Here is a 22,799-nt window from a genome sequence, read left to right as displayed (position 1 = left end):
AATAACTTAAAAGTTAGATTTATAATTAAAAGGTTCAACATGAATACGCGCCATTTTTCTCAACTTCCGAAACCTTATTTGGCTTATCCAAAAATTGTGCAGGGACTCATTTTTAAAAAGCCGAAAGGCGAAAAAGTCCTGCCGCAAGTTGAATATGTGGTGGATTCTTTTAAAGTTGATCCAAAACATCTAAAAGCCTATAACGAAGTATGTGGTTTTAAAAATAATGGCTACATTCCTGCTATTTATTTGGCGGTATTATCGCAAAGCCTACAAATGCATATGATGACGCAAGAGGCATTTCCTTTTGCAATTTTAGGTCTGGTACATATCCGTAATCAGGTTTCGCAAAGTCGTAAGATCGGTGTCAATGAAAGTTTAAGCCTGTCATGTCAGTTTGGTGAATTGAAGCCGCACGATAAAGGTGTACAGTTTGATTTCATTACCACTGCAAAAGTGGGTAATGAAGTGGTCATGCAGGGCGTCACAACGTATCTTGCGCGTCAAAAGACAGATGCAAAAGCTGCAACGAATGCAAAAGAAGAAACTCGCCCAAATTATGCAGTACAAGCCGAATGGTCTGTGTCTGAAAATACAGGTCGCCGTTATGCCTTAACTTCAGGTGACTTTAATCTTATCCATATTCACGCACTGACTGCGAAAGCCTTTGGGTTTAAACAAGCGATTGCGCATGGGATGTGGAGTAAAGCCAAAGCCTTGGCCAATTTAAGTTTGCCAGACAGTTATGAGGCAGATGTGTGGTTTAAACTGCCAATGTATTTACCTTCTAAAGTTGAATTTTTAACTGCACAGGAAGGGAAAAATATCGATTTTCTTATTCAAAACAGTAAGAATAAAAAACCGCATGTAACTGGTCATATTACTGCACGCTAAACACTCACTAAATAAAGCCCAAGTTGTTAAAATTTGGGCTTTTTATTTAGAAAGGTATAAATAACAAGAAATAATAAGGAGATGACATGAAGGAACTTAAAGCATATTTATCCGCTCGACCAGATCGATATCAAGGTGATGTAACTTCAAGTTTTACAGATTTAGCAGAAATGTTTAGTCGTTTTCAGTATCCACGTATGCATCAGGGCGGTGCGGCACTTTGTGTCTATTTCCAAGGGCAAAAAGTGGTTGATATTTGTATGGGGAAAAAGTCGGCAACTGAAGATTGGGAACAAGACACATTATCGGTCTGTTATTCAACTGGTAAAGGTGTGTTGGCAACCTTGGCACATATTCTGGTGAGTCAGGGATTGCTGGATTATGACCAACCGATTGCAGCGTATTGGCCTGAATTTGCCCAAAATGGCAAAGCGAACATTAGCTTAGCCGATGTGCTAAGTCATCAAAGTGGTTTGTATGACATTCGCAATATCATTCAAGATGCATCGCAAATGGCAGATTGGGATGCAATGTTAGAGCATGTTGCGAAAGCTCAGCCGCGTTTTGCGGTTGGTGAAGATGCCGCATATCAGCCACTTACATTTGGTTGGTTGGTGGGTGCAACCTTAGAAAAAGCCACGGGGCGGAGCCTTTCAGGTCTGATGCAGCAATATTTGCTACAACCACTCGACATTGAAAATGCATATTTTGGTGTACCGTATCAAAGCCTTGGAAATGTTGCTAAACCTTTTGCAAGGTCAATTCCAGTTGACTCAAAACCCCAATCATCAAAAGTGAATAAGCAAGCGAAGCAGATGTCCTTGATGGATCGAGTGTCGCAATGGTCGGGTCAAAATCCACAAGATTTTCAGGATGCCATGATTCCCAAAGGCATGAAAAATTTTAGTTTCTTTAGTGAGCAAGGTTTGCAAGCCGTGATTCCTGCCGCCAATGGGGTTTTTTCGGCCGAAAGCCTAGCCAAAATTTATGCCATGTTGGCACAAGGGGGGCAATGGCAACAGCATCAATTGATAAAACCTGAAATTTTCCAGCGTATGTCACAGATTCAGTATCGTCATCGTGACCGCATCATGCCGCTTCCCATGCATTGGCGCTTAGGTTATCACCGTGTTTTGACTTTGGGGAAACAGGTGTCTAAAGGTTTTGGTCATATTGGTTTTAATGGGTCTGGTGCTTGGTGTGATCCAGAACGTCAATTAAGTTTTGCCTATACGCATAATTTCTCTACGGCATCTATCACAGGGGATTATCGTTTGTGGGGCTTAACACAGGAAACCTTACGTTGTGCTGATGCGATTCTGAAGGGACGTAAGGGCTGGTTTTAGGTGACTTGGTTTTCATTCCTTGGCCTAAACTGTGCTAAGGTGTGCGCGTTTTAAAAGTCTATAGATCGGGTCGATGAATAAACCTATTTTGATTCCTTTAATCGCAACCAGTCTTTTGGTGGGTTGTCAGAAGGAAGAGCAGTCTAAAAATCAATTGAATAAGGCTGAATTCGCTGAAACTGCAACACAAGCTCAAGCGATGCAATGGGTTGGTCATTACCAAGGTACAACGCCCTGCATGGGATGTATGTCTCGATGTGGAGAATGTCCAGGTATGGCAGTCGATTTGGTTCTGTATCCCAATATGACTTATGAATTGAAACGTGAGAGTCTAAGTACAGAGAGTGAAATTGAAACTTTCACAGGGCAACTGCGTTTTATCGATTATGCACAAACTAAAATTGAATTGATGAATGTAAAACAACGTAATTTAATTCAACTGGATGTAAATCATTTGGTGTTGGAAATTTTAGAAGATCGAACCGCAGAACATTATCAGGCATATCCAGATTTTACTTTGGATTTGACTAATCCAAAGGCTTAAGTCGCTACAACGTGTTTAATTTCCCCAATCATCCACTCCCTTTAAGATTGTTCATTCACTCTTGAGCAAAAAAACAGTATGCTTAGACCTGTGAAAAGGAGCATACATGTATCAAGTACTTGCGCGTAAATACCGTCCTCGTAATTTTAATGAATTGGTGGGTCAAAACCATGTGTCACGTGCACTGAGCAGTGCCTTAGAACGTGGTCGTTTACACCATGCTTATTTGTTTACGGGCACACGTGGCGTAGGGAAAACGACGATTGCACGTATTTTAGCCAAATGCTTAAACTGTGAAACTGGCGTAACCGCAACGCCGTGTGAAGTGTGTGCAACGTGTAAGGCGGTGAATGAAGGTCGCTTTATCGATTTAATCGAAATTGATGCGGCTTCGCGCACCAAAGTCGAAGATACACGTGAACTGCTAGATAACGTGCCTTATGCGCCGACTCAGGGTCGTTATAAAGTGTACCTGATTGATGAAGTACACATGCTCTCGACACACTCTTTTAATGCCTTGCTCAAAACCTTAGAAGAACCACCAGAGCATGTGAAGTTCTTATTCGCGACTACAGATCCGCAAAAACTACCAATTACAGTAATTTCCCGTTGTTTGCAATTTACATTGCGTCCTTTGGCGGTGGATGAAATTACGGAGCATTTGACCTGTATTTTAGAAAAAGAACAGATTCCTGCACAGCAAGATGCAATCTGGCAGATTGCTGAATCTGCGCAAGGCTCATTGCGTGATGCCTTGTCTTTAACTGATCAAGCAATTGCTTATGGTCAAGGTGCCATTCAACATCAAGATGTCAAAGAGATGTTAGGCTTGATTGACCGCACCATCATTTATGATTTGTTGTTGGCAATTCACCAAAATCAGAAAGCACGCGTCAGCCAACTCTTACTGCAATTTAGACAGCAAGCTTTAGATGTTTCTTTAGTTTTAGATCAGTTAATTTCGACACTGCATGAATTGGCATTGTTGCAATATTTACCTGATTTAAGCCTTAAATATAGTGCGGAAATTAATCAAAAAATTTCCCAGCTATCGCAGTTGATTGCCGATCAAGATTTACAGCTGTATTACCAAATTGCCTGTAAAGGTCGCGCAGACTTACAACTTGCGGTGACTCAAGAACAAGGGTTTGAAATGTGTGTGCTGCGTTTGTTGGCATTTAGACCATTACAACCGAATGAAGTCTTGGTCTCTGCACCTGCTACACAAATTCAATCTGCGCCTGTGTTGGTGACTGAACAAGCTGTAGCGCATAGCAATGTCGTAGTTGAAGCTCAGCAAGATCAAATCCAATCAATAGTGGAGGTTGCAGCACCTGTAGCAAACCTTGTTATTCAGGAAAATCTACAGGATGAATCGCTATTACCAGAAGCACCTGCACAGGCTGAAGAAACTGCCAATCTGAGTAGTAATCCAGATCAAATCGTGTTTGATCCTGCCAGTGATGATGTACTGTTTGATTTGGATGAGGAAGAAGATTCGACCCCAGTAGATTCATCAGAATCTAGCAGTGATGATTTCTTGTTTGAAGAAATTGCTCCGATTGAAGATCATGCAAAAGCAGAAGTATCGGTTGAAGATACCATTGCGGCGGATGTTCTTTCCCTTGAACCAAGTCTGACCAATTTAGAAGTTGAGCAAGATTCTCTCTTTAGTTTATCTGCTGAAGAGGTTGAACCTCAGCAAACTGTTCAAACTCCAATTGAGCAGCCACAAATTGAAATTGAGTCCCAACCTGAACAAGTGTCGTCAGATGCTCCAATATCAAACTTGATGCCGCAAGATATTTTGCGTGTGCAAGAACAGGTTTTGGAAGGCGAGTGGACCTTAGGTAAGTGGGAGTATTGGTTTAGACAGAGTGAGTTATCACCAGCTGTGCAAGAGTTGGCACAACATGGGGTCATGACGGGTCATATCGATGCAGAATCTGTTTTTCATATACCTGAGCAATATCAGCAGCTTTTAGGACAATCACAGCATTCTTTGGAACAAGCTCTGAAAAAACAGTGGCCGAATACCTTGTTTAAAATTGAATATGGTGCAGTCACTGAAACCACACCGTATATTTTGCAGCATCAACGTAAAGAGCAAGCCCATGGTCGAGCTTTAGAGCTATTACAGACCGAACCTGTGGTGCGTGACTTAATCCAAGGTTTTGATGCTGAATTACAAAATATTCAATTGAAATAAGGCTTAGACAAATTTTGTTTCAGGCTCGACTTGCATATAGGCTTGTAGAGCCTGACGCATGTGAGTCGGGATCGGAGTACTTTTACGTTGTTCCCGATCTACAAACACATGAATAAATTGCCCTTGCGCTGCTGCTGCCTCCTGATTGACTTTAAAAATTGCCAAATCGTATTCCAATGAACTGTTCCCCATGCGTTTAATTGCAACGCCGACTTCTATAATTTCGGGATAACTTAATTCTTGTAAAAACTGGCAAGATGAACTCACCACCAAGCCAATAATGGGTGAATGGTGAATGTCAAAATGGGCTTTTTGAATTAGCAGGGCATTGGCTGCGCTATCAAAATAACTGTAGTAATTAACATTATTCACATGCCCGTAAATATCATTGTCGGACCAACGTGTTTGTATGGGAAAAATAAAAGGGTAGTTTGCTCTGAGTTTGGCTTGAGGTTTCATTGGTGGGCATGTCCATTGCAAAGATTGAAGTTAAGCGTAAATGGCTTGGTAAATTTGTTCTGCATCACGCTGGGTAAGATCACGTGGATTGTTCTGTAACAGTCGCGTTTGCAGCATCGCATCCTGTGCCAGTTGGGCAATCGCATTTTCAGGTACATTCAGTGCATTGAGCTTCAAGGTTAAACCACTGCTGTCTAGATGATTTTGCATATGATCAATAAATAAATCACATAATCCATCAGTACAGCCCGTACTATAAGGATCCATCCAAGTCATGAGTTCCGCATATAAATGCTTGGCATGCGGTGCGTTGAATTTCAAGACTTCCGTCAATACCAAAGCATTGCTATGCCCATGCGAAATATGAAAATGCCCCCCCAAAGGATAAGCCAGTGCATGTACAGCACCAACAGGCGCGTTGGCAAAAGCTTGACCCGCAAACATGGAACCATTCAGCATATTCTGGCGGGTTTGCAGGTTCGAACCATCTTCCAGTACCAGTTTCAGGTTTTGATTTAACAGTCGCAGGGCTTGTTTAGCCAGCATATCGGCATACAGGTTTTTCTTGATTTTAGAGGTGTAGGCTTCGATGGCATGCACCATCGCGTCAATCCCTGTTGCCGCAGTGATATGTGTGGGAAGGTTTTGAGTGAAGGTGGCATCCAAAATGGCTGCGTCGGCATAGAGTACAGGGGCAACAATTCCCATTTTTGTGGTTTCACCAGTAGTCACAATCGAAATAGGCGTGACTTCAGAACCTGTGCCTGCAGTGGTCGGAACTAAAATTAAGGGTAATCGAGGTGGTTTGGCCTGATTGATCCCATACAAATCTGATAATTTTTGTTGTTGATCAGGATGAGCCAACACAGCAATCAGCTTCGCGACATCGAGGGAGCTGCCGCCACCAAAACCAATCACAGTATCAACCTGCTCCTGTATAGCAAATTCCACCGCTGCATGGACAATCTGTTCAGGTGGATCGGCAATCACATCGGCATATATCACATAGGGCAAATGAATATGTTCTAAAATTTCTAGAAGTGGAAGATGTAATTGCTGTTGCAGCATGCCATTGTCAGTAACCAGCAATACTTTTTGACAACGCTGTTCAGTTAAAATTGTGCGAAGTTTTTGAATTGAACCTAAGCCTGAAATAATTCGGGAAACTGTTTGAAACTGAAAGTCATACATGGGCAATTCCTTCTCGCTTTATCATCATTTACACGTTTTTGTTATACAGTTTTAGTGGGATTCATCCTCCAAATAACTTAACATAAGCTTTTGCAAAATAAACGATCTATTGAGGTGCTTATGTCATCGCAAACGCCCTACAAGGTGTTATGTGTCTGTCTTGGAAATATCTGCCGTTCTCCAACAGCAGAAGTAGTCTTTAGACATTATTGTGATGCGCATCAACTGAATATTGAGGTCGATTCTGCAGGAACCAGCAATTATCATCCGAATAAAGCACCTGATTTAAGAAGCCAGAGACATGCCAAAAAGCGTGGCTATGATTTGTCTGCTTTACGCGCACGCCAGCTTCATCTGCAAGACTTTGCCGAATTTGATCTGATCTTGGCGATGGATTATGAAAATTTAGAAGATATTCAGGCATTAATGCAGCAGTCTCAATCGGTACTAGGACAGCATATGCTTCGAGCAAAGATTGCCCTGATGAGTCAGCATGATCAAAAATTTCTTCAACAAGCTGTGCCAGACCCTTATTATGGTGGCGATGATGGATTTGAGCGTGTACTTGATCAATGTGAATCAAGTAGTTTGGCTTGGGTTCAGGTTCTTCAACAACAGCTGAAAGGCTAGTTCGGGTTTAAGCATGCATATTCAGAATAACGTTCAACTTCAGCCTTTTAACACCTTAAATTTGGGTTCAGTTGCATCTCATTATGTGAAAGTCGAAAATGAAAGCATGTTGCTGGAGGCGTTGTCTTATGCTGAACAACAGCAGCTCAATGTTTTAATTCTCTCGGGTGGGAGCAACATGCTTTTACCTGAACATATTCATGCTTTGGTCATTCACATGTATATTCAAGGCATTGAAACCTTCGCGGAAGACGATCAAACCAAGACCTTGTCTGTAGGCGCAGGGCAAGTCTGGCATGACTTTGTACTCTGGACCACTGAACAGCAGTTATATGGTTTGCAGAATTTAGCTTTGATTCCAGGCTTGGTGGGTGCATCTCCAGTCCAAAATATTGGGGCTTATGGGGTAGAAGTTGGTGAGTTTATCCGTTCGGTGCGTGTGTATGACCGTCAGTTAAAGCAGTTTACTGAAATTCTAAGTGCAGATTGTCAGTTTGCTTATCGACACAGTATTTTTAAAGATGATCCTGAACGATATGTTATTACTCAAGTGATTTTTAAGCTTATGAAACAAGCGGATTTGAAGTTGAGCTATGGTGATTTGAAGCAAGCCGTGGGTGAAGACTTAACGGCTGAAAATCTTCAAAAACAAGTCATTCAAATTCGTCAGAGTAAGTTGCCTGACCCTAAAGAATATCCGAACGTAGGCAGTTTTTTTAAAAATCCTGTGATCTCTGCACAGTGCTTTGACCAAATAAATACGAAATTCCCTCAATTGCCCCATTATCCTCAAGCGGGTGGTCAGATTAAAATTGCTGCAGGCTGGTTAATTGATCAAGCAGGCTGGAAAGGTAAGCGCTTAGGCATGGTTGGAATGTTCGCTAAACAAGCTTTAGTACTGGTGAACTACGAACAAGCGACTTTATCTGATGTGCAGGCAACCTATCGTGCGGTGCAGCAAGATGTGTTGACTAAGTTTGATATTGCATTGGAACCAGAACCAGTATTATTTAATTCTGTCGGTTTAATTCAATCACATACGGGATAATGAATGGCTAAAACACATTGGATGGTTCGTATAGTACAAATAGCAGCGTTGTTATTTGTACTTTTGGGCTGTCTGCTGGTTTTTATTTATTCACCTTTTTATTCCAAATTGGTGGTGAAAGCGCTCAACAGTTTTGTCCCTGTCGAAGTCAATGAAGTAGCTGCACAAAGTCAAAAAATGGCAGCCCTGAGTGAAGCGGAGAACTTAGAACCTGGTTCCAACTTGTGGATTGCACGCCAAGCCTATCTGAAGTTGATGGAACAGGAAATTCAGCAAAACAATTCTGAAAATTTGCCGCAAATTCAGGCACGCTATACTGCTTTGCAAGCATTAATTAATAAAGAGCAGCAAGAACAAGCCGAGGGAGAGGAACGTCCACAAGTTCCTCTTTTGGCAGATCCAGAGCAAGCCTCTTCAGAACCTGAAGATCCTACTCAGAATGTAAAAGAACTTTTGGAGTTGGACAGTAAAGAAAATAAGGCTTTAATGGAAAAGTATCTCGACTTTTTGCAAACGCATGAGGTCGAGCCTGTTGTTGAAACTGCAGATCCGCAACAAATTGAAAAAGATATTGCGCAAATCAAAGAGCAAAATGAAGCGCCTAAAGCGGCTTTATCGCAACCTTATGCCATTGTAGTTTTAGGGGGTGGATTAACTTTAGACAAAAATAGAAAAGATATTGTGGTCAATGACTATACAAAATTACGACTGGAGAAAACCTTAGAGGTCGAAAAGCAGTATAACTTACCGATCGTGCTCAGTGGTGTTGAAGCACCATATATGCAGACGTGGTTGAAAGAACGTGGTGTAGATGCCAAATTATTAGAAAATAGAAGTATGAATACTTGTGAAAACTCCCGTTTCAGCTCGCTATTATTACAAAAGAAAGGGGGAGCACCGACGGTGATTTTAATTACCGATCAATACCATATGCCAAGAACACGTCGTTTATTTGCTTTAAATGGCATAGAGACAGTACCTATAAAGGCACCAATGCCAACTCAATTAACAGCTTGGCAGCCAAGCCAGCAAAACTATGATCATAGTCGCCGTGCGAACTATGAAATGTTGGCGACTATTCGCGATATGTTATTTGGCTCAAGCGATTGCCGCGAGGTACCCTAATGCCTGAAATTCCATTTTTAAATCCCAATATCTTAAAACAACTGGATTTACCTGTACCGAATCGGGACACCACACCACAGGTTCTGAACCCGTTAAATCTGAATCATGCATTTTCTCCTTCAGTTGAATTACAAGCTTACCGAAAATTGTATGGTTTACACTTACTCAACTGCGAGCACTGGCAAGGGTTTGTGCAAATGCCACTGTTTAAGCTGCATGTGCAAGTGTTCCAGCCTAAAGCCAATGCAGAAGGACAAGTAGAAATTAAAGGGACTGTATGTCTCTTACATGGCTATTTAGAACACAGCGGGATCTACCAACCGATTATTCGTGAATTGTTAGAGCAAGGTTTTAGTGTGCTCACCTATGATTTACCAGGTCATGGGTTGAGTGATGGTTCGCCTGCCAGCATTCAGGATTTTGATCACTATCAGCGGGTACTACATGCGGTGTATCAGTATGTAAAAAATGCCTCTCAACTCCCAAAACCATGGTTAGGTATTGGGCAAAGTACAGGTGGTGCAATCTGGATGCATCATTTACTTGAATTTGCTGAACGTCGTGAAAATCCTTATGTGGAGAGGGTATTGTTGCTGTCTCCTTTGATCCGTCCTGCAAAGTCGGCTTGGTGGCATAATTCTGTAGGCTTAGGCATTATCCGTCGGATTAAGCGCCAAGTACCTCGCCATTTCCGTCGCAATAATCATAATCCCGAGTTTCTACGCTTTGTGCGTTTAAAAGATCCTTTACAGCCACGCATGATGGGCATGGACTGGATTTTGGCGATGTCAAAATGGATGCAGCAAATGGAAGAGCGACCATCTTGCCGAATTCCAGTATGGTTGGCGCAAGGGGCATTGGATCAGACTGTAGATTGGCGTTACAACATTGAGTTTATTCGTCAAAAGTTCCGATTACAGACCTTGTTGATGTTGGAAGAGGGTTCTCATCAGCTCATTAATGAGCGGGCAGATATTCGCGCTGCATTGACGGGTTTGATACCTGCGTTCCTGCATGCTCATAGTTCTGGTGAATATTACTAAGTTGATTTTATTAAAATTGATTTAGTGAAAACTGGGCTGAGATTACAGCCCAGTTTTTTGAGTTTACAACCAAAAAAACATAATTGAACTTACAATTATTGCAAAGCCAAAAAAAATTGATAACTTAATATAAAACCACAATTTTTTATGTTGCTCTATCACAGCCATTGCCAATCTAAAATCTAACCCATAGAATAGTTTTCTCTTTTCAAAGAAATTCTTCAAACTTTTCCCTGAAATGAAGAAAATGGTATTAACAAAAGTAACGCCTAAAATTATTGCTTCAATGTTAGTAACATCCATTGATTTATTCTTATACAAATTGCCATAAAATATACTCTTCAAAGCTTCATTACTATTCACATATCTTGCTGCTAATTGGTGGAGAATAGCCCATAACACAATAGATAATAATAAATAAATTACCAATAGATCTTTTAGCAACATAAAATCCCCAATTATTTAAGTCTTTCATAATTATATTCTGCGAATGCTGTACCTGTGACTCCGCCCGCGTACCCTCCATCTAAAGTAAATACAACACCAACTACTCCTAAAACGGAAAAAACAGGTAGTCCAACAGTTTCGTTTAAAACGGAAAAAACAGGTAGTCCAACAGTTTCGTTCAGAAATATTCCATTTTCGCCATATTCCACATACGGAAATAAAAGTTTTCTTCGTCTTTATTTTCGCAATTCAGTAGTTCGCCGTCTTTTAACCAAAAATGCAGTTGAGCATAGTTTTTAATTTCACGGTCATTCAAACGTTGCGCCAAATGGTGGGCTTTAATGTCTGAAGGATGGCGTAATCCTGCAGCAGCTATCATTTCAGATAAGGCATGCATAGTATTCTTGTGGAAGTGAAACACCCGTTCTGCTTTAGAGGATACATGTAGGGCTTTTTGGCGGTCTGGATCCTGAGTAGCGACACCAACAGGGCACTGATTGGTATGACAGCTTTGTGCCTGAATACAGCCAATCGCAAACATAAAGCCCCGTGCCGAATTGACCCAATCTGCTCCAATAGCCATAGTACTGGCAATGTCAAAAGCACTGATAATTTTACCGCTGGCACCAATCTTGATTTGCTTTCGAAGCCCAGCACCCACTAATGTGTTGTGTACGAAGAGTACACCTTCGCGCAGCGGTGTGCCCATATTGTTAATTAATTCAATTGGTGCTGCACCAGTACCACCTTCAGAACCATCAACCACAATAAAGTCAGGAACAATTTGTGTATGTAGCATTGCTTTGACAATCCCCATAAATTGCCAAGGCTGACCGATACAGAGTTTGAATCCGACAGGTTTACCCCCTGAAAGTTCACGTAAGGTTTGTATGAATTGCAGCATCTCAATCGGGGTATTGAACGCGGAATGCTTGGAAGGAGAAATACAATCCCGATCACGCGGAATACCACGGATTTGCGCAATCTCTGCTGAAATCTTATGTTTGGGTAAAATTCCGCCATGTCCTGGTTTAGCGCCTTGTGAGAGTTTAATCTCAATCATTTTAATTTGAGGCAATACCGCTTGCTGCACAAATTTGACTGGGTCAAATGTGCCATCTTCGGTACGGCAACCAAAATATCCGCTACCCAGTTCCCAAACAATATCACCGCCATATTCCAAATGGTAAGGGCTGAGGCTGCCTTCACCCGTGTCATGATAAAAGTTACCTAATTGTGCCCCCTTGTTCAATGCACGGATCGCATTGGCACTCAAGCTGCCAAAACTCATGGCAGAGATATTCATGATGGAGGCATTATAAGGTTGAGAGCATTGTGAACTGCCAATCTGAATCCGAAATGTGGATGGGTCAGCAGGTGGACAGGGTTGAATCGAATGTGTCATAAAACGATAGTCTTGTTCGTACACATCAATGATCGAGCCAAAAGGTTTGTCCGAGTTTTCGTTCTTTGAGCGTTGATAGACCAAGCTGCGTTGCATGCGTGAAAAAGGCAGAGCATCATCATCTGATTCAATAAAATACTGGCGAATTTCAGGTCGAAATTCTTCAAACAGAAAGCGGAAGTGTCCCATGATGGGATAATTTTTTAAGATGGAATGTTGGTTTTGTAGTAGATCATAGAGTCCGAGTAAGCTGAGTAGGGACGTAATTAACCAGAGCGAATTCAGTACCGTATCGGAAAGGAAATAATAAATATAATGTGGGGCATAGTTTAACCTGAACCAAGTAATGCTCAGGGCAATAAAGATGCAGGCGAACCAGACAGAATGTCGTGAAAAAAACGTATTTAATAATTTATGGCGAACAATTTGAGCAGGATTCGGCATTGTTGTAATTCATCCTTGTACCTGATGGATATTTGTTTTCACAATGCCAAGTTTGAGACCATAGTACAAGTCATAATTTGTGTGAGAAGTCCATTAATAAATCATGAGATAAGTCGATAGGCTTGCATAGGGTTAATGTTTACTTTCATTTAATTTGTGCGACAGTGCAGTTTTATTATGTAAATATTCAGCTATAAGTGTATCTTAAGCATATAAGAAGCATAAATCAGGGAGAGCGCTTCAAATTACCCAAATATAGGGATATGAGTCATCTTGAAAACCTGCGTATATTTCAAAGCAAGAGATGGGGTGTGACATGAATGATATTGAAACGGTTTTACCAGTACCTGTAATTATTCTTGAAGATGAACCAATTATACAAAAACGTCTTCAACGAGTTTTAACTGAACTGGGATATGAAAATGAGACATTACATTTTGTCTCCAACTTAAAACAAGCATTCGAAAAAATGGAGGAAATCCCAATTTCACTGGCTTTGGTTGATTTGGGATTGCCAGATGGAAATGGGGTTGAGTTCATAGAAAAATTAAGAGAGCGCGATGCAAGTGCTTTAATTTTGGTGATTTCCGCCTGGAGTACGCAAGCGAGCCTGTTTTCCGCCATCAAGGCGGGTGCAACAGGTTATGTGTTAAAAGAACGCGATGATTCGGAAGTCCTATTGGCCATACGCAGCATTTTGCGGGGTGGTGCGCCGATTGATCCTTTTATTGCTAGAGAAATTTTGGCACAAATTGCGGTGCAGGAAGATACTCATGATAAAAGTGAACATGACAATTTGCCATCTGATATGGAAGCTTTGACCAATCGTGAGAAGGAAATTCTAGACTTGGTGGCGCAAGGCTTGAGTAATCGGGAAATTTCGGAACAACTATTTGTTTCACGCTATACCGTAGAAAGTCATATTAAACATATTTATAGAAAATTGTCTGTTTCTAAACGGACCAAGGCAGTGAGTGCTGCCAGAACCTTAGGCATTATATGACCAAATTGATTCTGCGATGTTTCTGTATGCTTGCTTTGGCTTGCATTCATATGCAGGTCTTCGCAGCATCATATTTTTCAATTAATCCGCAATGTGCCATTCAGGTTCAACCAATTCAGTTTGTCAAAACAGATTCGATTCAACATGTGCCTAAAACTGGCTGGAAGACGGTCGATTTACCTGATAACTGGTCACAACATGAGCCGCAGTATAATGGCGGGGTTTGGTATAGAATTTTGTGGAAACCAGATTGTTCATCTGGAACTTTAAACCAGTCCTTTGCTTTCTCTATCGACTATATTAATTCTGCGGGAGCAGTGTATTTCAACCGTAATGTGCTCTGGAGAGACAAGAATTTAGTTGAACCCTTGTCCAAAAGCTGGAATATTCCGCGTTACTGGGTACTCACACCCTCGAGTTTAAAAGCGGATGAAAATGAATTTCTCATTTATGTGACGGGTTATGCCTTTCAGAATGCAGGTCTGGGCGCAGTCTCTTTTCACAATGTACAAGCGGCGTATGATCAGCAGCAACAACAGATATGGAATCGACGGACGTTATTTGAAATTAACATCATTATTTCCTTGGTTCTGGGTTTATTGTGTTTTTCAATCTGGATCTTCAGACGTTCTGAAACGACTTTTGCTTGGTTCGCTCTAAGTTGTCTCCTTTGGGTTTTATTTATCTCAAATATTCTCGTCACAGAAACCAAGCCATTTGCCAATAATATTCTTGCTGCTCAAGCCAATATCAGTTTTTTCGCGCTGTATATGGTGTGCTTTTGTACCTATTTACTCCGATTTATTCGAGTTGAACTGATCAAAGTTGAACGTGTTGTTTGGGCAATCACAGCAATTGTCTTACTTGTCATCTTCTTTACCCCAGTCCAATGGTTAACTGCTGTATTTATTAATATTTTCATGATGTATGTGGCACTCTTTCTGTTAACCTACATTTACTTGGGTTATGTGACCTATAGAACCAGAAAAAGAGAATATATATTTTTACTCATGTGCCTGACTGGGATTTTATTCTGTGCCCTTTTTGATACGGTACTGTTAGGTTCTGAATTACATAAAGATATTAAGCCACTCTCACCTTATACCTCACCTATTATCACGATATTTGTGGTGCTCATTTTGGGTGTGAAACTGGCACGTAACACACGTCGTATAGAAAAATTTAATCAGCGTTTAGAAGAAAAAGTACAACAGGTCAGCGATGATTTGTATTCCAGCATGAACGAAAAACATAAGCTTGAACTGGAAAATGTCAGACTTCAGGAACGGATTCATCTCTCACATGATTTACATGATGGTTTAGGTTCGTCCTTGGTCCGCTCCATGATTATTGTTGATCAAGCAGAGCAGAATATGTCGAATCAACAATTTTTGTCTATTTTGAAGTTATTGAGGGATGATCTAAGACAGATTATCGACAGTGGTTCGAGTTTGGAATCCCGTGTACCTGAAAATCCTATTTTATGGGTAGCGCCCGTTCGACATCGCTTTAGCCAATTGATGGAAGAGTTGGATATCGAATCGAAATGGTCCTTCCCGCAAAATTGGGGTTATGTACCGACAGCCTTACAATGTTTAACGCTTATTCGTGTGCTTGAAGAAAGTTTAACCAATGTGGTTAAACACAGTCAGGCAAAACACGTGTACGTTTCCATGGTATTTCCCTATGAACGGCAACTGATTTTAACCATAGAGGATGATGGTGTGGGTTTTGATGTGAAAAGTAATTTTCAGAATGGCATGAGTATTGGTATTCGTAGCATGAAGATGCGTTTGGAGCGTGTCGGTGCAGAATTACAAGTGACCTCTGAAAGAGGAAAGACCGTGGTGCAAGCCTTGTTGGAAATAAAATAAAGGATAAAAACAAAGGGTATTAAATCCAACTTTAATACCCTTAGCTTGAAGATTATTCTTCTTCTGCTGGTGGCAGAATCATCAGAATGGAATCATTCATCAGTTGAGCCAAATCTTCTAGAATTTCTTCATGATCAAAACTTTGATCAAAAGGAAGCGCTTGACCATCGGCAATCTGCTTTAACTGCGCGGTAAATTCTTCTGAAATACAAACTTGCTCACCATTTGCCCAGAACAATAATTCAGCATCTTGTTCTGAGTAGATTAGGCGAGAAGCCGGTTCAAGTAAAATTTCATATCCTGTATTTAAAATTTCACGTAAGTCATCCGCTTCAATTTCATCAGGCTCAGGGATGTTGTCTGGATATTTGGGTTCAGACATTAAACTCATGATGGCATCATCCAGTTCAGCTGAATTTTGTAGGCGTTGTAAGAGTTCCGCTTTTAAATAGTCCAGCTCTGCCTTTGAGATTTGTCCAATATCACTGCTGTGTTGGCGTTGAATATCAAGCATTGGGTTCTTTAAGAAGCCATTACTTGCAAATTTGTCACTGACACGATCCATCATGTCCGCCATGTTTGGCATGCGGAAACCAAAAGAGAAAGTCAGACAGTCATCTTCTGCAACACCATAGTGTGAAAGACCTGGTGGAACGTAAAGTAAATCACCTGGGGCAAGGACCTCGTCAAAATCAACCTGCATTTCAGGCAGAAGTTTTAAAGGTTGACCAGAAACAAATTCGGTATTGGCATCACACATTTGCCCAAGCTGCCAGCGACGATGTCCATAGCCTTGTACAAGGAACACATCGTAGAAGTCAAAATGTTTACCGACTGATCCGCCTTTTGGAGCATAAGACACCATAATGTCATCGCGGCGCCATTGTGGAATAAAGGGGAACTTTTTCCATAATTCAGCCAAATCAAAAGAGTAGTGATCGACTGCTTGAACCAATAGCGTCCAAAGTTTTGGCATTTTTTGGAAATCGCCTTTAATTAAAGGTGAGGATTTCACAGACCATTGATTTGGATCTTTATCTTTCTGCTTAATCAAGCGCGCCGTAACATGCTCTTCTAAAGCCAGTTCCATGACATCATTAGGTTCTAAGATATTTGCAATCTCAGGTAGTGCGTTACGGACAAGTAACGGTTTCTTTTGCCAGTATTCAGCAAGAAATTGTTCAGCGGTAATGCCGCCTAATACATCTAGAGGTTGAGACATAAAATACAGCCTAAATTAAGGAACTAAAATATTTAATTGACGGAGAATTTGGCAAAGCTGAATCATCGGCATGCCCATTAAAGTGGTTTGATCTTGACCAATCATTTGTTCGAATAAACTAATGCCCAAACTTTCACATTTGAAGCTGCCTGCGCAATGCAGTGGTTGCTCAACGGCAACATAACGCTCAATTTCGGCCATACTCAGTTTACGGAACTTGACTTTGTAGTGTTCGACCAGTGTTTGTTCAAAGCCTGTAGCGTATTGTTGGACACTCAACGCGGTACTGAAATAAACAATCTTGTCAGAGTTGGCTTGCAACTGGCGAATGGCTTTTTCGGAGGAGAGGGGTTTGCCAATAAAAATATCAGGCGCACCTTCACGCCATGCCACCTGATCAGAACCAATCACAATCGCGTCAGGGTGTTTTTGAGCAATGGTATTGGCTTTCTCAAAAGCCAAACGTCGAGCCAAATCATCGGCATGTAATTCACCACGCGGTGATTCATCAATATCAGGCACAACACATTCATACTGGATCTTAAGACGATCCATTAAGTCTTTGCGAGTCTGACTACTTGAAGCCAGAATGATTTGGGTATTCATCAGATGGCGTAATCCATTAATACATTCAGGGGAACATAAGAAAGAACGGCTTGATGGCAGGCGTGAATTTTAATCGGAGGTGCTTGACCCGCCTGATATGCTTCAACCCAACGAGTCACACAAATACACCAGAAATCTCCAGGTTGTAGACCCGGGAAACCCACTTCAGGTAAAGGTGTGATTAAGTCATTGCCCACTTTCTGTGAAAAATTAAGAAACTCTGAAGTCATTTGCGCACATACGGTGTGCTGCCCTAAATCAGTTGTAGCAGTATGGCAAAACCCATTGCGAAAATAGCCGGTAATTGGGTCGAAACAACAACTGGCTAAGGGTTCGCCAAATACGTTTAAGCGGTTAATTTGAGGATCTGGATGAAATGACATAACAGTGAATCAATTTGTGGCTTTTCAATATCATAATCAAAACTGACGCTTTCGGCAGCTTTTATACAAAAGAAGCTAACCTTTTTCTGCATAATCATTTAAAATCGTGCCGATTTTAAATATTCAGAGAGCTATACATGAATTTTCAGCGTATGACTGACCTTGATTTAACAGGTAAGCGAGTACTTATTCGTGAAGACTTAAATGTACCTGTTAAAAACGGTGTGATTACCAGTGATGCACGTTTACGTGCGGCATTACCGACAATCAAAGCTGCTTTAGAAAAAGGCGCAGCAGTCATGGTGTATTCACACCTTGGTCGTCCTGTTGAAGGTGAGCCAAAAGCTGAACAATCTTTAGCTCCTGTAGCTGCTTATTTAACAGAAGCATTGGGTCAAGACGTTCAGTTAGTGACTGATTATCTTGATGGCGTTGAAGTTCAAGCGGGTCAAGTGGTTCTTTTGGAAAACTGCCGTTTTAACCACGGTGAAAAGAAAAACAATCCTGAACTTGCACAAAAATATGCTGCACTTTGCGACGTATTCGTGATGGATGCATTTGGTACAGCACACCGTGCAGAAGCTTCAACTGAAGGTGTTGCACGTTTAGCACCAGTAGCAGCAGCAGGTCCACTTCTTGCAGCAGAACTTGATGCTTTAGGTCGTGCCTTACAAACTCCTGAAAAGCCAATGGTCGCAATTGTTGCGGGTTCTAAAGTTTCAACTAAACTTGATGTACTCACTTCACTTTCTGATATTTGTGATCAATTGATTGTCGGTGGTGGTATTGCCAATACATTCTTGGCTGCTGCGGGTTATAACGTGGGTAAATCATTATGCGAAAATGATTTAATCGACACTGCGAAAGCCATTGCTGCAAAAGTATCTGTTCCACTACCAACTGACGTTGTAGTTGCTGATGCTAGCGAAATCAACTTTGACGACTTCTTGGGTTCATTAGCGGCTGCGAAAGCAGTAGTGAAAAAAGTTGAAGATGTTGCTGACAACGATATGATTTTGGATGTAGGTCCAGAAACAGCTCAAGTGTTTGCAGAAATCTTGAAAACTTCAAAAACCATTCTTTGGAACGGTCCTGTAGGCGTATTCGAAGTTGATCAATTCGGTGAAGGAACTAAAACGCTTTCTTTAGCGATTGCTGAATCTGAAGGTTTCTCTATTGCAGGTGGTGGTGATACTTTAGCTGCAATCGACAAATACGAAGTTGCTGACAAAATTGGTTATATTTCAACGGGTGGTGGTGCGTTCCTTGAGTTTGTTGAAGGTAAAACACTTCCAGCTGTAGCTGTTCTTTTAGAGCGTGCTTAACAGTCTCATTCATCTGATCAGATGAAATAAAAGAAAAGGTTGACTATGGTCAGCCTTTTTTATTGCATTCATCTTTAGGTCATCAAACTGTCATATATCTGCAATAAAATCATGGGCATTAAATCACCTGTTGTAGGAATAATGTGATGAACCTAAAATTAACACTTGCTGCTTTATTAATCGCACCATTGGCTTTAACTGCATGTGCAAAAAAAGATGAAGCACCTAAAACAGACGCGGCAGTTGAAGAAAAAGTAACGCCAGAACAGCAAGCTGCAATTGATTCATTAGACAAGCCAGTCATGGATGAAAAGAACACTGACGTACCTGCCGAAGTTGCCAATGCAGACGCTGATTCTGCGACTCCAGCGACAGAAGCTGAAGCTTCACAGGCAGCTGCACAATAATTTGTGGTAATTTGTTTAAAAGTCCCTGCAAAAGCAGGGATTTTTTTTTAAATAGTGTGTTTAGTTGCTGAATTGAAAGTAATGACCATGTAGAATATGGCGCATTACCTGGGAGGACACTATGGCACTTATTTCTATGCGCCAGCTGTTGGACCACGCTGCAGAGCATGGCTACGGCGTACCAGCATTTAACGTAAACAACTTAGAACAAATGCGCGCAATCATGTTAGCTGCTGATGCAACTAACTCACCTGTAATCGTTCAGGCTTCTGCAGGTGCACGCAAATATGCAGGCGCTCCTTTCTTACGCCATCTTATTTTGGCTGCAATTGAAGAATGGCCGCACATTCCAGTGGTTATGCACCAAGACCATGGTACAAGCCCAGACGTATGCCAACGTTCAATCCAGTTAGGCTTCTCGTCAGTGATGATGGATGGTTCTTTGGGTGAAGATGGTAAAACACCAACGTCTTACGAATACAACGTAGATGTGACTCGTCGCACTGTTGCGATGGCGCATGCGTGTGGCGTATCTGTTGAAGGTGAAATTGGTTGCTTAGGTAGCCTTGAAACTGGTATGGCGGGTGAAGAAGATGGTGTAGGCGCTGAAGGCGTTCTTGACCACTCTCAACTCCTGACGTCTGTTGAAGAAGCGCGTAGCTTCGTTGCAGATACCAATGTAGATGCTTTGGCAATTGCAGTAGGTACTTCGCACGGTGCGTACAAGTTTACACGTCCACCTACAGGTGACATTTTGGCCATTGACCGCATTAAAGAAATTCATGCGGCACTTCCAAATACGCATCTTGTAATGCACGGTTCAAGCTCTGTACCACAAGAATGGTTAGCCGTGATTAATCAATACGGCGGTGACATCAAAGAGACTTATGGTGTTCCTGTTGAGCAATTGGTTGAAGCGATCAAACATGGTGTGCGTAAAATCAACATCGATACTGACTTGCGTTTAGCCTCTACTGGTGCAATGCGTCGTATGATGGCAGAACAGCCAAGTGAATTCGATCCACGTAAATTCTTTGCAAAAACTGTTGATGCAATGAAACAAATCTGTGTTGATCGTTACGAAGCATTTGGTACTGCGGGCAATGCTGACAAGATTCGTCCAATTTCTTTAGAGAAAATGGTCGATCGTTATAAATAATCGCTCCACAAATTATTTATAAATTGAAGCCCACATAGTTTATGTGGGCTTTTTTATGTGACTAATCATAAAATGGGGAAGGTGTTGAATGGAACTGATCCTTGCGGCAGCCGTTTGCAGCGTGTTGGTGTCGATTTTACTGAAAATCTGTAAAGCCAAAGGTTTAAATCCGATGCAGATGATTTGCTGGAATTACGCCATTGCCAGTCTGTTATGTTTCTTTTGGTTCAAGCCTGATTTAAGTCATATTTCTCCCAGCAATACACCATGGTGGCTCATACTCAGTTTAGGGGCACTGTTACCGAGTGTATTCCTGTGTTTGTCTAAATCATTGCAAAGTGCTGGCATTGTTAAAACGGAAGTTGCACAGCGTCTTTCAGTGGTATTGTCGCTAGGTGCTGCCTATTTCATTTTTAATGAGCATTTTGGCACGCTCAAACTCATTGGAATTGGGTTAGGTATTGCAGCAGTCCTATGCATCATCTACTCACATCGTAGCAGCCATGCCCAAACCAGTTACAGTTCTTCAGGCATGATGTATCTGGCAAGTGTATGGGTGGGCTATGCCTTGGTTGATATTCTGCTGAAATACACTACAGGTTTAGGTGTGCAATTTGCTGTAGCTCTGAATTTAATGTTTATTTGTGCCTTCATCTTTTCATTTTTATATATCGTGCTCACTACAAAGCAAATTGGATCTGCGACCACAATATTGTTTGGTTTAGTTTTGGGATTATTGAATTTTGCCAATATCGCATTGTATGTGAAAGCACACATGCTGCTGAAAGATACCCCTGCAATCGTATTTGCAGGGATGAATATTCTGGTGGTGGTGTTAGGTGTATTCAGCGGTCTGCTTTTCTTTAAAGAGAAGCTTAAGACCAGTACCAGCCTCGGCTTGGGTTTAGGGATTATGAGTGTGCTTTGTTTAGCTTATGCCATGACTGTTTCATAACTTTGCTTATCCATAAGATGGGATAGCGGAGTAAGTCCGTTTTTTCAGCTACACCCATTAACAGCCCTGTGTGTTGGCAATCTGGGCAGTGTGGCTGATGTAATGCAGATTGTGCATAGTTATGGAAGTAAATTTGTTGGCAGTGCTTACATTCAAATTTGATAGGTAGCTGGAGCAATATAGACATAACCGACCTCTGCTTAGACTGAGTATAGATTTAAATAAGCAAGATTTGGACCTGAATAAAAAAGGGACAATTAAATTGTCCCTTATATTTTCAATGCAAAGCGTTACAGCTTGGTGAAAATTTGTTCTTTGTTCAGGCGCGACTTTGGCAGTTTGGCATTAAAGTCAGTTTCACTACGATAACCCAATGTGAGTAGTACTGATGGCACAAGCCCTTTTTCAGTGAGTTGTAATTCTTCGGTTAATAAGTCTTCATTAAAGCCGCCAATCGGCGTGGCATCAATGTTTTCGATTCCTGCAGCAAGTAGGATTTGTCCCAACGCGATAAAGGTCTGATTTTCTGCCCAACGTTGAATATCACCTTTTTCATTGCGGTAATAATCGACATAACCTGTGCGACTGTCTTTTTGTCCTTGTTTCGCAGTGGCATCTTTAAAACGTCCACTTAAGTCATCTTGATTTAATAAATTATCTAAATGCTGTTCAGTAATATCGGCTTTGGTGCAAAACAAGATGGTATGTGATGAATCTAACACCTTTGGTGCATTGTAGGCGTATTTTCCAACCAAGGCTTTCGCTATGCGTTCTTTGGCAGCATCATTATCGGCAATAAAAAAGTGCCATGGCTGGATGTTAATAGAAGACGGGGTTAAACGTAAAATTTCCAGTAAGCGTTCAAACTGTTCTTGTGGGATTTTCTTGGAAGGATCGTAAGCCTTAGTGGTATAACGAGTTTTTGAAATATTCAAAAGATCCATGAAAATAACTCCGAGTTCAAGAAATGCTGTTTTTAGCGGAATATTCACATTAATCGTTTCATGGGGCAGATTCAAGCATCGTTGATAGCTGTTCTATCAAAGCTTGTTCGATCATCAGATAAGAAGGAGCTGATGC

The 22,799-nt window shown here is 41.3% G+C and carries 22 protein-coding genes; 14 read left to right on the top strand and 8 right to left on the bottom strand.

Features of this window, described 5'->3' with window-relative positions; genetic code table 11:
• Positions 1-39 precede the first annotated feature (39 nt).
• The 4 genes from GWK51_RS12475 to dnaX all read left to right on the top strand — a co-directional run bounded on the left by GWK51_RS12475 (position 40) and on the right by dnaX (position 4,993).
• Entirely contained in the window at positions 40-894 is an 855-nt protein-coding gene (locus GWK51_RS12475) for a MaoC family dehydratase (protein ID WP_161933963.1), read from the top strand.
• An 86-nt stretch (positions 895-980) separates the two neighbouring features.
• Positions 981-2,240, top strand: coding sequence for a serine hydrolase domain-containing protein (locus GWK51_RS12470; RefSeq protein ID WP_161933962.1), 1,260 nt, complete (start codon positions 981-983; stop codon positions 2,238-2,240).
• Between the two features lie 73 nt (positions 2,241-2,313).
• Positions 2,314-2,784 carry a copper resistance protein NlpE N-terminal domain-containing protein gene (locus GWK51_RS12465; protein ID WP_161933961.1) on the top strand — a complete coding sequence of 157 codons (471 nt, stop codon included), beginning with the start codon at positions 2,314-2,316 and terminating at the stop codon, positions 2,782-2,784.
• Positions 2,785-2,890: 106 nt separating this feature from the next.
• Positions 2,891-4,993: a DNA polymerase III subunit gamma/tau gene (gene dnaX / locus GWK51_RS12460; RefSeq protein WP_161933960.1), complete on the top strand. Its 2,103-nt coding sequence runs from the start codon at positions 2,891-2,893 to the stop codon at positions 4,991-4,993.
• 3 nt (positions 4,994-4,996) lie between these two features.
• On the opposite strand, the gene GWK51_RS12455 is transcribed toward dnaX, so the two are convergent.
• Together GWK51_RS12455 and GWK51_RS12450 are read right to left on the bottom strand one after the other, a co-directional pair.
• Entirely contained in the window at positions 4,997-5,452 is a 456-nt protein-coding gene (locus GWK51_RS12455) for an acyl-CoA thioesterase (RefSeq protein ID WP_161933959.1), read from the bottom strand.
• A 30-nt stretch (positions 5,453-5,482) separates the two neighbouring features.
• On the bottom strand, positions 5,483-6,643 hold the full coding sequence (locus GWK51_RS12450) for an iron-containing alcohol dehydrogenase (protein WP_161933958.1): 1,161 nt from the start codon (positions 6,641-6,643) through the stop codon (positions 5,483-5,485).
• Between the two features lie 120 nt (positions 6,644-6,763).
• Here GWK51_RS12450 and GWK51_RS12445 point away from each other — a divergent pair, with 120 nt between their 5' ends.
• From GWK51_RS12445 to GWK51_RS12430, 4 genes are read left to right on the top strand one after another with little or no spacing between them, the layout of a single operon-like run.
• Positions 6,764-7,273, top strand: a complete 510-nt coding sequence (locus GWK51_RS12445) for a low molecular weight protein-tyrosine-phosphatase (RefSeq protein WP_161933957.1) — start codon at positions 6,764-6,766, stop codon at positions 7,271-7,273.
• A gap of 13 nt (positions 7,274-7,286) precedes the next feature.
• Positions 7,287-8,321, top strand: a complete 1,035-nt coding sequence (gene murB, locus GWK51_RS12440; protein WP_161933956.1) for a UDP-N-acetylmuramate dehydrogenase — start codon at positions 7,287-7,289, stop codon at positions 8,319-8,321.
• Between the two features lie 3 nt (positions 8,322-8,324).
• The gene (locus GWK51_RS12435; RefSeq protein WP_161933955.1) at positions 8,325-9,446 is read left to right on the top strand and encodes a YdcF family protein; all 1,122 of its coding nucleotides are present in this window, start codon (positions 8,325-8,327) and stop codon (positions 9,444-9,446) included.
• On the top strand, positions 9,446-10,489 hold the full coding sequence (locus GWK51_RS12430; RefSeq protein ID WP_161933954.1) for an alpha/beta hydrolase: 1,044 nt from the start codon (positions 9,446-9,448) through the stop codon (positions 10,487-10,489). The genes GWK51_RS12435 and GWK51_RS12430 overlap by 1 nt, the downstream gene beginning before the upstream one ends.
• Before the next feature lie 63 nt (positions 10,490-10,552).
• Here the strand turns inward: GWK51_RS12430 and GWK51_RS12425 are convergent, their stop codons facing one another.
• Both GWK51_RS12425 and GWK51_RS12420 read right to left on the bottom strand, forming a co-directional pair.
• Positions 10,553-10,936: a hypothetical protein gene (locus GWK51_RS12425; RefSeq protein WP_161933953.1), complete on the bottom strand. Its 384-nt coding sequence runs from the start codon at positions 10,934-10,936 to the stop codon at positions 10,553-10,555.
• Positions 10,937-11,114: 178 nt separating this feature from the next.
• Positions 11,115-12,785, bottom strand: a complete 1,671-nt coding sequence (locus tag GWK51_RS12420) for an FMN-binding glutamate synthase family protein (protein ID WP_161933952.1) — start codon at positions 12,783-12,785, stop codon at positions 11,115-11,117.
• A gap of 316 nt (positions 12,786-13,101) precedes the next feature.
• On the opposite strand from GWK51_RS12420, the gene GWK51_RS12415 reads away from it, so the two are divergent.
• Both GWK51_RS12415 and GWK51_RS12410 read left to right on the top strand, forming a co-directional pair.
• Complete coding sequence (locus GWK51_RS12415; protein ID WP_161933951.1) at positions 13,102-13,788, top strand: LuxR C-terminal-related transcriptional regulator; 687 nt, start codon at positions 13,102-13,104, stop codon at positions 13,786-13,788.
• On the top strand, positions 13,785-15,662 hold the full coding sequence (locus GWK51_RS12410; protein ID WP_235941144.1) for a sensor histidine kinase: 1,878 nt from the start codon (positions 13,785-13,787) through the stop codon (positions 15,660-15,662). The genes GWK51_RS12415 and GWK51_RS12410 overlap by 4 nt, the downstream gene beginning before the upstream one ends.
• Positions 15,663-15,714: 52 nt before the next feature.
• Here the strand turns inward: GWK51_RS12410 and GWK51_RS12405 are convergent, their stop codons facing one another.
• Genes GWK51_RS12405 through GWK51_RS12395 form a run of 3 tightly spaced genes read right to left on the bottom strand, consistent with a single transcriptional unit; the run spans position 15,715 to position 17,873 of the window.
• On the bottom strand, positions 15,715-16,884 hold the full coding sequence (locus tag GWK51_RS12405) for a ribosomal protein uL16 3-hydroxylase (RefSeq protein WP_161933950.1): 1,170 nt from the start codon (positions 16,882-16,884) through the stop codon (positions 15,715-15,717).
• A 15-nt stretch (positions 16,885-16,899) separates the two neighbouring features.
• Complete coding sequence (locus tag GWK51_RS12400; RefSeq protein ID WP_161933949.1) at positions 16,900-17,490, bottom strand: Maf family protein; 591 nt, start codon at positions 17,488-17,490, stop codon at positions 16,900-16,902.
• Positions 17,490-17,873: a DUF2237 family protein gene (locus GWK51_RS12395; protein ID WP_100241696.1), complete on the bottom strand. Its 384-nt coding sequence runs from the start codon at positions 17,871-17,873 to the stop codon at positions 17,490-17,492. Before GWK51_RS12395 ends, GWK51_RS12400 begins: the two co-directional genes overlap by 1 nt.
• Before the next feature lie 137 nt (positions 17,874-18,010).
• On the opposite strand from GWK51_RS12395, the gene GWK51_RS12390 reads away from it, so the two are divergent.
• The 4 genes from GWK51_RS12390 (at position 18,011) to GWK51_RS12375 (ending at position 21,719) form a co-directional block, all read left to right on the top strand.
• Entirely contained in the window at positions 18,011-19,198 is a 1,188-nt protein-coding gene (locus tag GWK51_RS12390; RefSeq protein ID WP_161933948.1) for a phosphoglycerate kinase, read from the top strand.
• A gap of 146 nt (positions 19,199-19,344) precedes the next feature.
• The gene (locus tag GWK51_RS12385; RefSeq protein WP_142768637.1) at positions 19,345-19,605 is read left to right on the top strand and encodes a hypothetical protein; all 261 of its coding nucleotides are present in this window, start codon (positions 19,345-19,347) and stop codon (positions 19,603-19,605) included.
• A 121-nt stretch (positions 19,606-19,726) separates the two neighbouring features.
• Positions 19,727-20,764 carry a class II fructose-bisphosphate aldolase gene (fba, locus tag GWK51_RS12380; RefSeq protein WP_100241693.1) on the top strand — a complete coding sequence of 346 codons (1,038 nt, stop codon included), beginning with the start codon at positions 19,727-19,729 and terminating at the stop codon, positions 20,762-20,764.
• A gap of 88 nt (positions 20,765-20,852) precedes the next feature.
• Positions 20,853-21,719, top strand: a complete 867-nt coding sequence (locus GWK51_RS12375) for a DMT family transporter (RefSeq protein WP_161933947.1) — start codon at positions 20,853-20,855, stop codon at positions 21,717-21,719.
• A 290-nt stretch (positions 21,720-22,009) separates the two neighbouring features.
• On the opposite strand, the gene nfsB is transcribed toward GWK51_RS12375, so the two are convergent.
• A complete protein-coding gene (nfsB, locus tag GWK51_RS12370; protein WP_100241690.1) occupies positions 22,010-22,663 on the bottom strand; it encodes an oxygen-insensitive NAD(P)H nitroreductase in 654 nt (217 codons plus the stop codon).
• Between the last annotated feature and the right edge of the window lie 136 nt (positions 22,664-22,799).

The sequence above is a fragment of the Acinetobacter kanungonis genome, assembly GCF_009939195.1.
Taxonomy (GTDB): domain Bacteria; phylum Pseudomonadota; class Gammaproteobacteria; order Pseudomonadales; family Moraxellaceae; genus Acinetobacter; species Acinetobacter kanungonis.
Note: the sequence above shows the minus strand (reverse complement) of the source record. Positions and strands in the feature narration are given on the sequence as shown.

Coding starts and splice junctions, on each gene's coding strand:
- GWK51_RS12415 (WP_161933951.1), top strand. CDS start 13,102: ATGAATGATATTGAAACGGTTTTACCAGTACCTGTAATTATTCTTGAA.
- fba (WP_100241693.1), top strand. CDS start 19,727: ATGGCACTTATTTCTATGCGCCAGCTGTTGGACCACGCTGCAGAGCAT.
- GWK51_RS12390 (WP_161933948.1), top strand. CDS start 18,011: ATGAATTTTCAGCGTATGACTGACCTTGATTTAACAGGTAAGCGAGTA.
- GWK51_RS12385 (WP_142768637.1), top strand. CDS start 19,345: ATGAACCTAAAATTAACACTTGCTGCTTTATTAATCGCACCATTGGCT.
- GWK51_RS12445 (WP_161933957.1), top strand. CDS start 6,764: ATGTCATCGCAAACGCCCTACAAGGTGTTATGTGTCTGTCTTGGAAAT.
- GWK51_RS12470 (WP_161933962.1), top strand. CDS start 981: ATGAAGGAACTTAAAGCATATTTATCCGCTCGACCAGATCGATATCAA.
- GWK51_RS12425 (WP_161933953.1), bottom strand. CDS start 10,936: ATGTTGCTAAAAGATCTATTGGTAATTTATTTATTATTATCTATTGTG.
- GWK51_RS12455 (WP_161933959.1), bottom strand. CDS start 5,452: ATGAAACCTCAAGCCAAACTCAGAGCAAACTACCCTTTTATTTTTCCC.
- GWK51_RS12450 (WP_161933958.1), bottom strand. CDS start 6,643: ATGTATGACTTTCAGTTTCAAACAGTTTCCCGAATTATTTCAGGCTTA.
- GWK51_RS12430 (WP_161933954.1), top strand. CDS start 9,446: ATGCCTGAAATTCCATTTTTAAATCCCAATATCTTAAAACAACTGGAT.
- GWK51_RS12475 (WP_161933963.1), top strand. CDS start 40: ATGAATACGCGCCATTTTTCTCAACTTCCGAAACCTTATTTGGCTTAT.
- GWK51_RS12410 (WP_235941144.1), top strand. CDS start 13,785: ATGACCAAATTGATTCTGCGATGTTTCTGTATGCTTGCTTTGGCTTGC.
- dnaX (WP_161933960.1), top strand. CDS start 2,891: ATGTATCAAGTACTTGCGCGTAAATACCGTCCTCGTAATTTTAATGAA.
- GWK51_RS12375 (WP_161933947.1), top strand. CDS start 20,853: ATGGAACTGATCCTTGCGGCAGCCGTTTGCAGCGTGTTGGTGTCGATT.
- GWK51_RS12395 (WP_100241696.1), bottom strand. CDS start 17,873: ATGTCATTTCATCCAGATCCTCAAATTAACCGCTTAAACGTATTTGGC.
- GWK51_RS12465 (WP_161933961.1), top strand. CDS start 2,314: ATGAATAAACCTATTTTGATTCCTTTAATCGCAACCAGTCTTTTGGTG.
- GWK51_RS12420 (WP_161933952.1), bottom strand. CDS start 12,785: ATGCCGAATCCTGCTCAAATTGTTCGCCATAAATTATTAAATACGTTT.
- murB (WP_161933956.1), top strand. CDS start 7,287: ATGCATATTCAGAATAACGTTCAACTTCAGCCTTTTAACACCTTAAAT.
- nfsB (WP_100241690.1), bottom strand. CDS start 22,663: ATGGATCTTTTGAATATTTCAAAAACTCGTTATACCACTAAGGCTTAC.
- GWK51_RS12400 (WP_161933949.1), bottom strand. CDS start 17,490: ATGAATACCCAAATCATTCTGGCTTCAAGTAGTCAGACTCGCAAAGAC.
- GWK51_RS12435 (WP_161933955.1), top strand. CDS start 8,325: ATGGCTAAAACACATTGGATGGTTCGTATAGTACAAATAGCAGCGTTG.
- GWK51_RS12405 (WP_161933950.1), bottom strand. CDS start 16,884: ATGTCTCAACCTCTAGATGTATTAGGCGGCATTACCGCTGAACAATTT.